Annotated in this window: 15 protein-coding genes; 8 read left to right on the plus strand and 7 right to left on the minus strand. The window is 63.2% G+C overall.

The genetic code is table 11. The features are described from left to right. Positions 1-90 precede the first annotated feature (90 nt). Positions 91-861, minus strand: a complete 771-nt coding sequence (gene xth / locus F1735_RS16340; protein ID WP_167237920.1) for an exodeoxyribonuclease III — start codon at positions 859-861, stop codon at positions 91-93. Positions 862-1,334: 473 nt separating this feature from the next. Between xth and F1735_RS16345 the strand changes: the two genes are divergently transcribed. From F1735_RS16345 to F1735_RS16360, 4 genes are all read left to right on the plus strand, one after another. After that, the gene (locus tag F1735_RS16345) at positions 1,335-1,712 is read left to right on the plus strand and encodes a hypothetical protein (RefSeq protein WP_054267055.1); all 378 of its coding nucleotides are present in this window, start codon (positions 1,335-1,337) and stop codon (positions 1,710-1,712) included. After that, the gene (locus F1735_RS16350) at positions 1,712-1,900 is read left to right on the plus strand and encodes a DUF1653 domain-containing protein (RefSeq protein WP_167237921.1); all 189 of its coding nucleotides are present in this window, start codon (positions 1,712-1,714) and stop codon (positions 1,898-1,900) included. The genes F1735_RS16345 and F1735_RS16350 overlap by 1 nt, the downstream gene beginning before the upstream one ends. A gap of 73 nt (positions 1,901-1,973) precedes the next feature. Next, on the plus strand, positions 1,974-2,441 hold the full coding sequence (locus tag F1735_RS16355) for a CreA family protein (protein WP_373888536.1): 468 nt from the start codon (positions 1,974-1,976) through the stop codon (positions 2,439-2,441). Positions 2,442-2,515: 74 nt separating this feature from the next. Next, a complete protein-coding gene (locus F1735_RS16360; RefSeq protein WP_167237922.1) occupies positions 2,516-2,968 on the plus strand; it encodes a hypothetical protein in 453 nt (150 codons plus the stop codon). A 62-nt stretch (positions 2,969-3,030) separates the two neighbouring features. Here the strand turns inward: F1735_RS16360 and F1735_RS16365 are convergent, their stop codons facing one another. Next, positions 3,031-4,524: a leucyl aminopeptidase gene (locus tag F1735_RS16365; protein WP_167237923.1), complete on the minus strand. Its 1,494-nt coding sequence runs from the start codon at positions 4,522-4,524 to the stop codon at positions 3,031-3,033. A 59-nt stretch (positions 4,525-4,583) separates the two neighbouring features. Between F1735_RS16365 and lptF the strand changes: the two genes are divergently transcribed. From lptF to F1735_RS16380, 3 genes are read left to right on the plus strand one after another with little or no spacing between them, the layout of a single operon-like run. Continuing rightward, complete coding sequence (gene lptF, locus F1735_RS16370) at positions 4,584-5,726, plus strand: LPS export ABC transporter permease LptF (protein WP_167237924.1); 1,143 nt, start codon at positions 4,584-4,586, stop codon at positions 5,724-5,726. Next, on the plus strand, positions 5,723-6,904 hold the full coding sequence (lptG, locus tag F1735_RS16375; protein ID WP_167237925.1) for an LPS export ABC transporter permease LptG: 1,182 nt from the start codon (positions 5,723-5,725) through the stop codon (positions 6,902-6,904). Before lptF ends, lptG begins: the two co-directional genes overlap by 4 nt. After that, positions 6,904-7,269 carry a sirohydrochlorin chelatase gene (locus F1735_RS16380; RefSeq protein WP_167237926.1) on the plus strand — a complete coding sequence of 122 codons (366 nt, stop codon included), beginning with the start codon at positions 6,904-6,906 and terminating at the stop codon, positions 7,267-7,269. Before lptG ends, F1735_RS16380 begins: the two co-directional genes overlap by 1 nt. A 7-nt stretch (positions 7,270-7,276) precedes the next feature. Here the strand turns inward: F1735_RS16380 and F1735_RS16385 are convergent, their stop codons facing one another. The 5 genes from F1735_RS16385 to F1735_RS16405 all read right to left on the minus strand — a co-directional run bounded on the left by F1735_RS16385 (position 7,277) and on the right by F1735_RS16405 (position 11,347). Next, positions 7,277-8,296, minus strand: coding sequence for a LacI family DNA-binding transcriptional regulator (locus F1735_RS16385; protein WP_187364272.1), 1,020 nt, complete (start codon positions 8,294-8,296; stop codon positions 7,277-7,279). A gap of 448 nt (positions 8,297-8,744) precedes the next feature. Beyond that, the gene (locus F1735_RS16390; protein ID WP_229505817.1) at positions 8,745-9,077 is read right to left on the minus strand and encodes a hypothetical protein; all 333 of its coding nucleotides are present in this window, start codon (positions 9,075-9,077) and stop codon (positions 8,745-8,747) included. A 70-nt stretch (positions 9,078-9,147) separates the two neighbouring features. Then, a complete protein-coding gene (gene hemP / locus F1735_RS16395) occupies positions 9,148-9,324 on the minus strand; it encodes a hemin uptake protein HemP (RefSeq protein ID WP_166888012.1) in 177 nt (58 codons plus the stop codon). Between the two features lie 33 nt (positions 9,325-9,357). Continuing rightward, on the minus strand, positions 9,358-10,413 hold the full coding sequence (locus tag F1735_RS16400) for an AraC family transcriptional regulator (RefSeq protein ID WP_373888535.1): 1,056 nt from the start codon (positions 10,411-10,413) through the stop codon (positions 9,358-9,360). A 7-nt stretch (positions 10,414-10,420) separates the two neighbouring features. Then, entirely contained in the window at positions 10,421-11,347 is a 927-nt protein-coding gene (locus F1735_RS16405; RefSeq protein ID WP_167237928.1) for a diguanylate cyclase domain-containing protein, read from the minus strand. A 512-nt stretch (positions 11,348-11,859) separates the two neighbouring features. Between F1735_RS16405 and F1735_RS16410 the strand changes: the two genes are divergently transcribed. Continuing rightward, positions 11,860-14,442, plus strand: coding sequence for a TonB-dependent receptor (locus F1735_RS16410; protein WP_167237929.1), 2,583 nt, complete (start codon positions 11,860-11,862; stop codon positions 14,440-14,442).

The following is a 14,442-nucleotide window of genomic DNA, read 5'->3' on the forward strand; positions in this document are numbered from 1 at the left end:
CGGGATGAGATCTGGCTGTTGCGGGCAAAAACTTGCGAATTAAAGCTCTGACCCCGGTTTGACGCTCTTACCCCGGTTTGAGAGGGTTTGTCAGTCCAGGGCGGCGATGACGGGGGCGTGGTCGGATGGTTGTTCCCATTTGCGCGGAATGCGGTCGATCGCGCACGCCTTGCAGCGCTTGGCCAGGGCTTCCGACAGCAATATGTGGTCGATCCGCAGGCCTTTGTTTTTCTGGTAACCGAGCTGCCGGTAATCCCACCAGCTGAACGATTTATCGGCCTGCTCGAACAGGCGGAACGCATCGCTCAATCCCAGGTCGGTCAGCGCCGTCAACGCCGCGCGCTCCTTGTCGGAACACAGCACCTGGCCGGCCCATGCCACCGGGTCATGCACGTCGCGGTCTTCGGGGGCGATGTTGTAATCGCCGAGGATCGCCAGGCCAGCGCCGGCGTGTACGCGCACTTCATCGGCAAGCCATTCGCGCAACGATGCCAGCCAGGCGAGTTTATAGGCGTATTTGTCGGTCCCGACCGCCTGCCCATTCGGTACATAGGCGCAGATAAAACGCGTGCCGCCGATCGTCGCCGCAAGTATCCGTTGCTGCTCGTCCGGAAATAGGGGGTTGTTTCTTATAATGTCATTTAGTGGCAATTTAGATAATATTGCGACGCCGTTATAGGTTTTCTGGCCGCTGAAGGCGACTTCATACCCGGCAGCTTTAATTTCAGAAATCGGGAACTTATCGTCCGTCAATTTTGTCTCTTGTAAGCAAAGTACATCGACCGGATTTGCCTCCAGCCATTGCAGAAGGTGAGGAAGTCGTACTTTGAGGGAATTAACATTCCATGTTGCTATTTTCATAGGGGGGTCCAGAGTGCCGTTGATGCTAAAAACGCTTAGTATCGCGTTAAATGGTGCGTTCGTGCAAGAACATGCTGTTAGTTAACAAATTTGGCCATGTATGCAAGATGCATACGCTTGTGTTATCAACACTTTTATCGAAAAAATACCGTGGAGATGTTAAACTTTGTTGTCCCCGAGATTTAACCACTCGCAAGATGTAATTAGATGTAACAAGAGGCAGACAAAACAACGATTTTGGACTATTGTTACTCATGGGGAATAAAAAATTGCATTCTTATAACGCACGGGGTAATATACATAAATCCGGTCGGTGGTGGTGAGAACCAACGGTCGGAACCCCTAGCGTGAAGAGTTACACGCCCTTAAAGTTTGTGACGGCTTCATGACACATTCTGCAAGGTGGTACTAGTTAAAACAATTCTGTTTTGATTAGTGTAGAAATGCGAAGACAGCATTTGTAAAGGATTAAAATGCGAAGTGCATTTGAAGCATGGGCGCAGCGCGATGGTCATATCGTTCGACGCCGAGAAGATAAGCCCGATGAATATCTCGTGTTTGAAACACAACGTCGCTGGGTAATCTGGCAAGCGGCGCTGGCGCACGGCAAAACAGCCGCGGCGACAGCGAAGTATTCGGCGCAAAAGGCCGCCTCGAAAGAGTCGGCCGAACCGGTACGCGCAAGCGCACCGGCGTCGGATGAAACCGCAGTGCGTAACCGGGTTCTGAATGAGGTTCTTGATGCTTTTAGCGATCTCGACGATACCGCTGGTATCGAAGGTGTCCTGAAGGTCATCCAGGGCTTGAAGAAGAAGCAGAAAGCTCTGGCCGAAGACAAGACCGAGAGTTGATGCAATACCGGCACTACAAGGGTGGCCTGTACGAATTAGTGTGCGTGGCCACTCTTGAATCGGATCTCTCAGAGATGATCGTGTATCGCGCAGCGGACGGTTCATTATGGACGCGGCCGAAAGACGTGTTTTTTCAACTGGTCGAAGTCGATGGCATTCTGGTGCCGCGCTTTGCGCCGGTGACCTAGTCTTGCCTGCCAACTGGAGTGCAAGCTCCAGCATCACTCTCCCGCACCACTCTCCAGGAATAACATTATGCGAATGATTCGCCTCGCTTTGAGCCTCGCGCTGTCGGCTGCCGCCTTTGGCGCCGCTGCCGAAACCGTGGGCTCGGTCGATACCGCTTTCAAGCTGATTGGCCCCGACCACAAGGTCGTGGTCGAAGTATTCGACGACCCGGTCGTCGGCGGCGTGAGCTGCTACCTGTCGCGCGCCAAGACCGGCGGCATCAAGGGCGCCGTGGGCCTGGCCGAAGACAAGGCCGAATCGTCGGTGGCCTGCCGCCAGGTCGGCCCGATCACCTTCAACGGCAAAGTGCCGCGCCAGGAAGAAGTGTTCAGCGAGCGTGCCTCGATCTTTTTCAAGCACGTACGCGTGGTGCGCATGGTCGACGCCAAGCGCAATGCGCTCGCTTACCTGGTCTATTCGGACCGCCTGATCGACGGCAGCCCGAAAAACAGCGTGACCGCGGTGCCGGTGCCGGCCAACCAGCCGATTCCGCTCAAGTAGTTTTCATCGGGTAGTATTCAGAAATCCTGGACGGCTGCCGTAAACAGGATGAACTACTACCTGGGATGAACGCGATGGCGATTTTTTTACGGACCGGCGCACTGGCGTTGTTGGCCGCCCTGGGCGGCTGCGCGACGATCAGCGAGTCGAACCAGCAGACGCTGATGCTGCACACCATCCTGGACAACCGCGAAGTTGGCGGCGCCGGCTGCGTGCTGACCAACGACAAGGGGCGCTGGTTCGTCACGTCCCCCGCTCACGTGACCGTGCAAAAGAGCGCGGGCAATCTGTTCATCGACTGTAAGAAGGATGGCGTGGGTGCGGGGCAGGACCGGGTCGCGTCGAGTGCCAACGCCAGCGCCACCGTGGGCAACGCGGTGCTGACCGCGGGGCTGGGATACCTGCTCGACAAGCGCACCGGGGCCGGGTTCGATTACCCGGAAACGCTGACGGTGCTGATGCGCCGCAGCGGTGCGCGCGATTATCAGAACGATCCGCCGGAGACGGCGGGGACGGCGCTCCACTAGCGCCCGATCGCAACGAAAAAAGCGGCCCCGCGAGGCCGCTTTTTGTCGTCCTGCGCTGCCGCTTACACGCGGTTGATCAGGAAGGTCGACAACAGCGGTACCGGACGACCGGTCGCGCCTTTCGCGCCACCCGATTTCCAGGCGGTGCCGGCGATGTCCAGATGCGCCCAGGTGTACTTGCGCGTAAAGTTCTCGAGGAAGCAGGCCGCCGTCACGCTGGCGCCGCCCGGCGTGCCGATGTTGGCCAGGTCGGCGAAGTTGGACTTGAGCTGCTCGTTGTAGACTTCCTCGATCGGCAGGCGCCACGCGGTGTCGCTGGCGGCTTTGCCGGCGGCCAGCAGTTCGCCGGCCAGCTTCTCGTGGGCGTCGTCGCTGCGCGTGAACAGGCCGGTGTTGTGATGGCCCAATGCCACCACGCAGGCGCCGGTCAGGGTGGCGATGTCGATCACCGCGGCCGGGTTGAAACGCTCGCAGTAGGTCAGCGCATCGCACAGCACCAGGCGGCCTTCGGCGTCGGTGTTGAGCACTTCGATGGTCAGGCCGTTCATCGACGTGACAATGTCGCCCGGCTTGGTGGCGCGGCCCGACGGCATGTTCTCGCAGGCGGCGATCACGCCGATCACATTGAGTTTCAGGCTCATTTCGCCGATCGCGCGGAAGGTGCCCAGCACCGAGGCGGCGCCGCACATGTCGTACTTCATTTCATCCATGCCGGGACCGGCCTTGATCGAAATGCCGCCCGTGTCGAAGGTGATGCCCTTGCCGACCAATACCACCGGCGCATCCTTGGCTTTGCCGCCCATGTGCTTGAGGACGATGAACTTGGGCGCTTCCTCGCTGCCGTTGGTGACCGACAGGAAGCTGCCCATCTTCAGTGCCTGCAGCTGCTTGCGGTCCAGCACTTCAACGTCGAACTTGTAGTCCTTGGCCAGCTTGCGCGCGGTGTCGGCCAGGTAGGTCGGGGTGCAGATGTTGGCCGACAGGTTGCCCAATTCCTTGGTCAGGTCCATGCCGTTGGCGATCGCAATGGCTTGCGCCAGCGCGGTCTTGACGTCGCCCGTGGCATCAAGCGCCAGGGTGATCTTGCGCACGCCGGCAGGAAGCGGGTCTTTCTTGCTTTTCTGGCCGTCGGTGCGGAAAACGCTCTCGTGGGCGGCGCACACGATCGTGCGCACAGCCCAGGAAACGTCACGCTCTTTCACATCCGTCATGGGTAATGCGATAATGGCGTCCGCGGCGCCGAGCGAGGCGAAAGCCTTGAGCGTCGCGTTCACTGCGGAAGTGAAGCTTTTTTCGCTGACCGTCTCGTCGTTGCCCAGCCCTACCAGCAGCACGCGCGCCGCGCCGGTGCCGGAAATACCGCGCAACAGCAGGGTCGAACCGGCTTTGCCGGTAATGTCGCCGGACTTGAGCGCAGCCGTGATGTCACCACCCTGGTCGAGGGCTTTTGCAGCCTGCGACAGTTTTTTGTTTTCGAATACCGCAACCGCGATGCAACCGGTTTTGGCCGACGTGATGGTGTTCTTTGTGTCGAATGCTTTTATGCTAAAGTCCATTTGAATCTCCGTTTCGTGTTTGTGACGCGCACTGCCTAACCTGTGATTATAACTTTCGAATGATCTTTCAACGCGCCTTGCAACGTGAATTAGCCAGTTCGGCCGGAACGACTTTCACGGTGCTGTTTTCCATCGTCGCCATCTGGACCCTGATCTCCATCCTCGGCAAAGCCGCAGGCGGAAAGGTGGGATCGAGCGACGTGCTGGCGTTGATCGCCTTCGCAACGCTGAATTATCTGCCAACTATCCTGACTCTCACCAGCTTTATTTCGGTACTGGCGGTCGTCACGCGCAGCTACCGCGACTCCGAGATGGTGGTCTGGTTCGCATCCGGCCTGTCGCTCACGCGCTGGATCCGTCCCATCCTCACCTTCGGCATTCCCATGATGATCCTGACCGGCGCCCTGAGCCTGTTCGTGACGCCCTGGGCCAAGATGAAAAGCACCGAATTCGTGCAGCGCTTCGAAAAGCGCGAAGACCTCAAAAAGGTCTCGCCCGGCCAGTTCAAGGAATCGTCGTCGAGCAACCGCGTGTTTTTCGTCGAAGGCGTCAGCGGCGAATCGACCGTGGTGCAGAATGTGTTCGTCAACACGATTGAAAAGAACGTCAACTCCGTCATCGTGGCCAAGGAGGGCGTGATCGAGTCCGACGGCAAGGGCGGCCAGTTCCTGGTGCTCAAGAACGGCCGGCGCTACCAGGGCGTGCCGGGCCAGGCCGATTTTCAATCGATGGAGTTCGGCCGCTACAGCATGCGCGTGGCCAGCAAGAACACCTCGATGGATGGCGACATCTCGTCGGACGCCATGTCCACCCAGGAGCTGCTCGAAACCCCGAACCGCTTCACCCAGTCCGAACTGCTGTACCGCATCGCCGCCCCGATTACCTGCCTGCTCCTGATCCTGCTGGCCATTCCGCTCGGTTTCGTCAATCCGCGCGCCGGCAGTGCGGCCAACCTGATCATCGCGCTGCTGATCTTCTTCACGTACATCAACCTGACCAAGCTGGCCGAGGCCAATGTCCGCCAGGGCAAGTCCGATTTCTACATGGCCTGGTGGCCGCTGCACCTGTTCGTCGCCGTGCTGGTCCTGTTCATGTTCGCGTGGCGCCTGAACGTCAACCACCGCTACCATCCGCTGGTGCTGTGGGCGGCCATGAAGCGCGGCCGGCTCGATCATGCGGCGCCGGCGGGAGGCGCAAAATGAAGGTCCTTCAACGTTATTTCGCGGTCTCGATCGCGCAGGCCGTCGCCTTTGTGCTGGTCGCCTTCCTGGCGCTGAGCGCTTTCATGGACCTGACCGGCGAACTGCCGTCGGTGGGCAAGGAAGGCTATGCGATCCAGCACGCCTTCTTGTATGTGCTGCTGCGCGTGCCGTTCCATGTGTACGAGGTGATGCCGGTGGCGACCCTGATTGGCACTATCTATACGATGGCGCAGTTCGCGTCGAGCTCCGAGTTCACCATCATGCGCGCGTCGAGCATGTCGACCCAGATGGCGGCGTGGATGCTGTTTAAAATCGGCTTCGTGTTCGTCATCATTACCTTCGTGTTCGGCGAACTGATTGCGCCGCGCACCGCGCCGCTGGCCGAAAAACTCAAGCTGAGCGCGCGCGGCGCCACCGTGTCGCAGGAGTTCCGCTCCGGGATGTGGACCAAGGATATCGTGCGCAGCGAAGGCACCAAGGGCGTCGTTACCGGCTCGCGTTTTTTCAACGTGCGCCAGTTCCGCACCGACGGCCAGATGCTCGATGTGCGGCTGTACGAGTTCGATACCAACTTCCGCATGCGCTCCCTGATCACGGCGGCGCGCGCGGTCTTCACCGGTAACAGCACCTGGCGCCTGGAAGACGTGACCGAAACGCGCTTTACCAACACGCGCGCACTGCCGCCGCCGGGCGGCAAGCCGGAGGCCGGCGGCACGCTGGGCAATTTCGGCCAGGAGACCAGCATGGTCGCCACCCGCAAGCTGCCGAGCATGGAGCTGGTGTCCGAGATTACGCCGAAAATCATTTCGGTATCGGCCTCCGACCCGGTGCGCATGTCGGCCACCGAACTGGCGATCTACACGCGCCACCTGGCCGAGAACCGGCAGGAGACCGAGCGCTTCAAGATCGCGTTCTGGAAAAAGCTGTTCGACCCGCTGGCCATTTTCGTGCTGATGGCGCTGGCGCTGCCGTTCGCCTACCTGCACACCCGCAGCGGCGGTGTGAGCCTGAAGATCTTCATCGGCATCATGATCGGCGTCGGCTTCATTTTGATCAATAACCTGTTCGCCTACGTCGGGCTGCTCAGTAACATGCCGGCCATCCTGATTGCGATCGCCCCGAGTTTGCTATTCCTGCTATTGGCCTTTGCGGCGCTATGGTGGGTGGAAAGACACTGATGACCCGCGCCCTGATCCTGTTTGCCCACGGCGCCCGCGCCGCCACGTGGGCCGCGCCATTCGAACGCTTGCGCGAGCTGACCCAGGCGCGCGTGCCGGACGTTCCGGTATCGCTGGCGTTCCTGGAATTGATGGAGCCGCGCCTGCCCGAGCGCGTGGCCGACCTGGCGGCGCAAGGCGTGACCGCACTGACGGTGGTGCCGGTGTTTTTAGGGCAGGGCGGGCACTTGCTGCGCGACCTGCCGCTGATCGTCGAGGAACTGCGGCACGATCATCCGGGCATGCAGATCACCGTCTCCGGTGCGGTCGGCGAGGACGCCAGCGTGCTGGCCGCGATGACCGACTTCTGCGTGGCGCAGCTGTAAGGCGTTCTTAACGCACCCGGCGCGTGGTCTCGCGCACCACCAGTTCGAGCGGCGGAATCTGCGCCATCACCGGTTCGCCGTTGATCAGCGCCAGCAGCGCGTTGGTGGCGATGCGGCCCATGTCGTACAAGGGCTGGCGGATCGTGGTCAGCGGCGGCGTGGTGTACGACGACCCCGGCAAGTCATCGAAGCCGACCAGGGAAATATCGTCCGGCACCCGGATGCCCTTGCGGTACAGGCATAACCTGACCCCGTACGCGCTCAGGTCATTGGCCGCGAACACCGCCGTGAACTGCTGGTTGGTCTCGAACAGGTGGTTCACCGCCAACAGGCCGCCGGACTCGTGGAAGTCGCCGCCCACCACCAGCTTGTCGTCATACTCAAGATCGGATTCGGCCAGCGCGCGCTTGTAGCCAACCAGGCGCTCGTCGGCATCGCGGTGATGCGACGGGCCGGTAACGAAGGCGATGCGGCGGTGGCCCAGTTCGACCAGGTGGCGCACCGCCATGAAGGCGCCGTTTTCATTATCGAGCTTGAACCCGAGCGCGCTCTTGGTGCGCAGGTCGCGCCCGGTGGAGACGATCGGACGATGATTCGCAAACTGCAAAATGGTGTCGTCTTCGAGGTGCCCGGCCAGCAGGATGATGCCGTCGACCTTGCGCGCCAGCAGGAGGCGGATGCGCTCCGTTTCCTCGACCGCATTCCAGTGGCCGGAGACGATCACCGAGGCGTAACCGGTGCCCTTCAAGCCATCGTCGACACCGCGCAGGGTCTCGTCGAAAAACGGGCTTGAAATATCCTGCACCACGATCCCGATGGTCATCGAGCGCCCCTTCTTGAGGCCCTGCGCCATCTGGTTCGGCGCGAAATGCATTTTCTCGATCGCGGCCATCACGGCGGCGCGCTTGTCGTCCGAGACTTTGGCGGTGCCGTTCAGGATGCGCGATACGGTGCTGGGCGAGACGCCCGCGTGACGCGCGACGTCGATCAGGGTGGAGGGTGGGGCAGCGTTGTCGTGGTCGGTCAAGGGATGGGTCCTGGTAGGGTGCGGAGCGGCTGTCACCGCGAGATTACCATAACTGGAACAACCCTCGATAGAAACAGCCGGCCAGAGTGTACACAGGCCAGGCGACTTTGAAAACGTTTTCAGTTGCTATTTGGCAGGATGAGGCCGTGGAATTGCATCCGCCGCCAGCACGCGGGTGGCGGTGGCTAAATGGCCGATCAGCAAAGAGCTGCTGGAGCAAATCGGCAACGGCGAGCGCATCAAGATTGAATATCTGCGCGACGATCCGCATACCCTCAGGCTGCCGGCAAAGAAGTACAAAGGCTTTGGCTGGATGGGTTATCTCTTCTATATCGCGCTGACTTTGAGCGGGGCGTGGCTGTTTTCGGCCTGTTCAGAAGCAAAGCGTATAACTGAGCGCCACGCCGTTCGGCCGCGGCGCGGCGAGCGCGCGCTTTGGGCAGCCGCCTTAGCGCGTCTCCGGGCGCGCCGCGCCCACGAAGCGCTTGAACAGGGTCGGGCGCGACGGGCGCGGAAGCGCCTGGTCGACCACCGCCGCCCACTGTTCCGACAACTGCTGGCAGGTTGCGCGCAGCACGGGATTCAAGTCGCCATGGCTGGCCAGCGCTTTCAAATGGCGCTCGATCACCGACGCCAGCTTCAGGCACGGCCCGGCCTGCGCGGCATTGGCGCTGTAATGCGACATCAGGTGCAGCGCGGCTGAGACCAGCAGTTCGGGCTGGGGCGGCGCGCCGGCCGGTGCGGTAACTGCGGGTCCTGCCATATCGATAGCGATAGCCATGCGTTGCTCCTGTTAAAAAGGGGGGAGGCTGGCTGGCGGGTGCAACGCTGGCTGGCTGGGGGTTGATGGATCAGGCGGTCAGGATCAGCTTGCCCAGCCGGGTGACCCGCAATTCGTAGATTTTGCCGTCATGTTCGATCTGAATCGACTTGCCCTGACGCAGCAGTTCCTGGCTGTTGACGCGCAGCGGAAGCGCAGGTGCGACAGGCGCCGGGATCGCGCGCACGGGTTGTTGGGTGGTATTCATCGCTGCCTTTCAGTGGATGAGAACAATTCTCATTTAGATTATGGCCGATGTGTCTCCCGATTGCAAGCGATAAGCTTGAAGGCTTTGTCTTAACAGCATGGGGGTCATGCCGGTCCAGCGTTTGAACGACCTGCGGAAGTTGTTTGCGTCATGAAATCCCAGATGGCGCGCGACCGCGTCGTTGTCGTGGCGCCCGCCGTGGAACAGGTGCAGGGCGACGTGGGCGCGCACCTGGTCGAGTTCGGCCTGGAAGTGGCTGCCGTGGCGCGCCAGGTGGCGTTTCAGGGTAGCCGGGCTGACGCCGAACTGGATCGCGCACTGTTCCAGGGTCGGCGCGCTGCCGATGTGCTCCAGCAGATAATCGTAGAGGGCGCACAGCAGGCTGCGCTGGCCGCCGGCGTGGGCCGCGTCGACGCCGCGCCGCGCCACCGCCGCCGCCATCGCGTTGGCGCGCGGCCACGGGCGGTCGAGCCAGGCCGCGTCGATCAGCATGGCGTCGAGGTGACAGTGAAAGCGCAGCTGCTCGCCCAGGTGCACCTCGTGCTGCTCGGTGTAGCGCGGCGGGGTGCGGTTGAAGCAGTAGCGCCACGGCAGGCGCTCGCCGCCCAGCCAGCGGCACATGGCGGTCATGGCGGTCATATGCATCTCCACCAGGAAGCCGCGCTGCGCGCCGGCGCCGAAACTGTCGGTCCAGTACAGCACGGCGAGAGCGCCTTCCTCGCGAAAACGCGGCGCCAGCAAGGGGCACAGCTGCATCTGGAAGCGCACCAGCAGGGCGATTGCCTCGCGCAGGCTGTGGGCCTGCATCAGCGCGTGGCTCAAGGCCCCGAAATGCCCGGGCAGCATCTGCTGGCCCAGCATGAAACTGGTCTCCGCGCTTGTCAGGCCGGCCGCCACGTTGGCCAGCAGTTGCAGGTATTCGGTGGGGGTAATCGCTTGCTGCGCGTGCGGCGCCTGCAGGTCGTCCATGCCGCTGCCGGCCAGGATGGCGCGTGGCGCCAGCTCGCGCGACCGTGCGTAGTCCAGCACCAGCGCCGGCTGGTGCTGCGCCACGATGCAGGCGTCGCCCGCTTGCAGAAGGCGGCTCACAAGCGGCTCACGCGGGCGCGGCGAAGCTGCTGGCGTCGTCCGCGGCCGGCGCCGGCTGCGGCATGCGCCGTTCCAGCGCGCGGTTGATTTCCTTGAGCAGCTGGCGCGGCTCGATATCGACATGGCGCACCGCGTAGCGCACCGTCACCTGCAGCGCCTCGCCGCTGCCGTGGGGGTGATGGCGCAAGGTCGCGACGGCGCGCCGCAACTGCTCGGCCAGGGCGCGCGCGCTGTCGCCATCGGTGGCCGGCAGCAGGATCGCGAAGCGGTCGCCCGCATAGCGGCACAGCAGGTCGGTGCGGCGCAGGTTGAGCAGCAGGGTATGGGTGACCGCCTGCAGCAGGCGGTCGCCTTCGCGCTGGCCGTGGGCGCGGTTAATCAGGTGGAAGCTGTCGATATCGACCATCAGCAGGCAGCAATCCGGGCCGGTGCCGCGTTCGTGCTCGATGCGCAGTTGCGCGCGCAGGTAGTCGGCGTCGCCTACTTGCGTGAGCGGATCGAACGAGCGGTGGTCGCGGAACAGGCGTTCGCGCTTGTGCAGGTGCTCGTTGAGCATGAACTGTTCGCGTCGCCAGTCGAGCAGGCCGCAGGTGAGGGCGGCCATGCCGGCCAGGGTCAGGCCGCTCTCGATCACGTGGTTCCACAACTGGCCCTTGGGGACGCTGAAGAATTCGTCGAGGCAGTCGGCGCAGGCGCCCAGCATCAGGCCGGCCAGGCCGGCGGCCAGCAGCGCGGTGACGCGGCCGGGCGGGCGCGAGCTCAATACCAGCACGAACCACACGCCGGCCATGAGCGCGATGCTCGCCTCGCTGGCGATATCGATCCACTTCCAGTCGGCCGGCGGCTTGGGCACGCCGGCGAACGCATACAGGAAGCAGCAGGCGAGAAGGGCCAGCGAGGCCAGGGCGAGCGCAGTGCGGTGTGAGTGGAGCATGGGCGAAAGGCCAAAGCCTTGCATGAGGGTGATACGGGCCGATACTAGCCCGCGCGCGTGACAGGACGATGACAGGCGGGGGTGCAAACAGCGCAGCGGGGCCAGTCCGATCGGCTCATCAACCCGGCGCCCCCGCTGCCGCCTCCGCCCCCCCGGGGTCAGGTCTGACATTCGGACACGGCCCCGGCCGTAGCGCCCCCCCGGCCCCCGGTGTCAGGTCTGACATTCGGACACGGCCCCGGCTGTAGATAGCTGCTGGATTGTCCCTGCGGATCAGCTCGTGTCCGAATGTCAGACCTGACACCGGCGGCTCGAATGTCAGACCTGACACCGGCGGTCTGGATCAGCTCGTGTCCGAATGTCAGACCTGACACCGGCGGGGGGAGGGGCATTTCAGCTCACCGGCTGCCGAAAAGCGCTGTATCGCCTGCGGCAGCGGACCGCTTGTCACGAGATGGACATATTCGCTCTCTAGACTTCGCCCTGTTTTTTACCCATCCAACGGCGAACCTATGAACAGCGACAAACAACAACAGCGTCGGCGCGCAGCGGCGGGCAGTCTTCCGCGCCTGTCCCTCATTGCCTTCGGCATCCTGCAATTGTGCGGCGGCGTCGCCCACGCGACGGACAACGTCGCCGGCGCCGGCGCCAGCGAAGCGAGCGCGATCGCGCTTGATACCGTCGTCATCGCCGGCCAGCGTTCGAGCATGAAGCGCGCGCTGGCGGCCCAGCAGAAGGCCGACAACATCGTCAGCGTCATCAGCAGCGACGATATCGGCGGCCTGCCGGACAAAAACGCCGCCGAGGCGCTGGCCCGCCTGCCCGGCGTGGCGGTGCAGCGCGACCAGGGCGAAGGCCGCTACATCGTGGTGCGCGGCATGGGCCCCGATTACAACGCCGTCACCATCAACGGCGCTGCGGTGCCGTCGCCCGAAGCGGGTCGCCGCGCGGTCGCCCTCGACGTGCTGCCGGCCGGCCTGATTCGCTCGCTGGAAGTGTCCAAGACCCTGATGCCCGACCAGGATGCCAATTCGCTCGGCGGCTCGGTCGACGTCAAGTCGCTGTCGGCCTTCGACTTGCCCGGCACAGCGCTGTCGTTCCAGGCGGGAGCGAGCCGCGACCAGAACACCGGCAAGACCAGCCCGAACGCCGGCGCCTTGTGGGCGGCGCGCTTTTTGGACGGCAAACTCGGCGTGGCGGCCGGCATCAGCGGCGAGCGCCGCAAGTTCGGATCCGATAATGTGGAAACCGGCGGCGCCTGGAACAAGGGCAAGCTGTCCGGCCTCGAACTGCGCGACTACCTGCCGCAGCGCGAGCGCAATGCGCTGGCGCTCAACGTCGATTATCGTCCGCAGGCCGGCCAGTCGCTGTATCTGCGCACTTTTCTGAGCCGCTTTTCGGACGATGAAGTGCGCGATCGCCTCTCGGTCAGCAATATCGCCGGCGGCGGCGCCTCGCCCGACACGCCCTTTACCGCGCGCGCCGAACGCCGCCTGCGCCAGCGCAAATACACGCAGCAGATCGGCTCCGCCGTCATCGGCGGCGGTCTCCGCGCCGGCGACTGGAAACTGGCCGCATCGGGCGGCGCCAGTCGCGCCACCGAAGACACGCCGGAGAGCATCAACGATGGGCGCTTTCGCGCCAGCGCCAACGTGGCCGGCCTGCGGTTTTCCGGCACAGAGGCGCCCGCCCTGACAGGTCCCGCCAGCCTGGTCGACCCGGCCGGCTACAACCTGCAGGGCATCACCCTGCAGGCGCGCGACAGTCGTGACGCCGAGCGCCACCTGAAGCTGGACCTGAGCCGCCGCCTGGCGCTGGGCGACGCCGCCGCCGACGTCAAGGGCGGCGTCAAGGCCAGCCGCCGCACCAAGGATAACGACACCGAGCAGTGGGGCTACACCAGCAACAAGGCAGGCAGCGGCAATTACTGGGGCGCCGGCAGTGTGTCGATGAGCGGCTTTACCCAGGGTGCATTGGACTACCCGTTCGCCAACCTCGGGCCTGGCCTCGACCCGGCGCTGGTGCGCGCGCGCGTGGCGGGCTTGGACCGCGCCGGCGCGCGCCTGCTGTCGGAATCGAGCCTGAACGATTTTTCGATGGACGAAGATATCGACAGCGCCTACGTGCAGGCCGGCGCCGATATCGGCAACTGGCGCTTGCTGGCCGGCGTGCGCCACGAGCGCACCAGCTTCGCGGCGCGCGGGCAGCAGGTGTCGGCCAATGGCTTGCAGTCTGTGTCGCGCAGCAGCGGTTATGCGAACTGGCTGCCCAACCTGCAGGCGCGCTTCGATATCGACAAAGACACCAGCGTGCGCGCCGCCTGGACCAACGCCGTCGTGCGCGCCAACTTCAGCCAACTGGCGCCGGGCGTCAGCCTGGCCAGCAATACCGAAGCGGTGATCGGCAACCCGGACTTGAAACCGCTGAAGGCGGCCAACGTCGACCTCGGGATCGAGCGCATGCTCGGCGCGGACGGCGCCATGTCGGCCTACGTGTATTCGAAGAATATCAAGAACTTCACCTACACCACCGACCTGGCGGGCAGCGGGGCATGGGCCGGCTACACCACCGCCACCAGCTACGCCAACGGCGACAAGGCGCGCGTGCGTGGCGTCGAACTGTCGTATTCGCAGTCGCTGCGCATGCTGCCGGCGCCGTGGAACGGGATGATCGTCGGCGCCAACGCCAGTTTTAACGATGCCAAGGCCAGCATCGGCCGCTTCGACAAGGCCAGCGGCGGCCGGTTGACGCGCGATATCCGCCTGCCGGGACAATCGAAGCGGATCGTCAACCTGATGCTCGGGTACGAGAGCGGCCCTGTGAGCACGCGCCTGGCGCTCAATCACAAGTCGGCCTACCTGCTCGAAGTCGGCGGCGACCTGCTCGACGCCTCGCAGGACCGCTACGTCGACGCCCAGCGCCAGGTCGATTTTTCGCTCGGCTACCAGATCAACAAGCGTGTGCAGCTGGTCTTCGAGGGCATCAACCTGAATAATGAAACCTATTATGTGTACCAGGGCAGCAAACCATACAACGTCCAGTACGAGCAGTACGGCCGCACGTTCAAATTGAGCCTGAAAGCGAATTTTTTCTGA

The sequence above is a fragment of the Massilia genomosp. 1 genome (assembly GCF_011682185.1).
In the GTDB taxonomy this organism is placed as follows: domain Bacteria; phylum Pseudomonadota; class Gammaproteobacteria; order Burkholderiales; family Burkholderiaceae_D; genus Telluria_A; species Telluria_A rubra.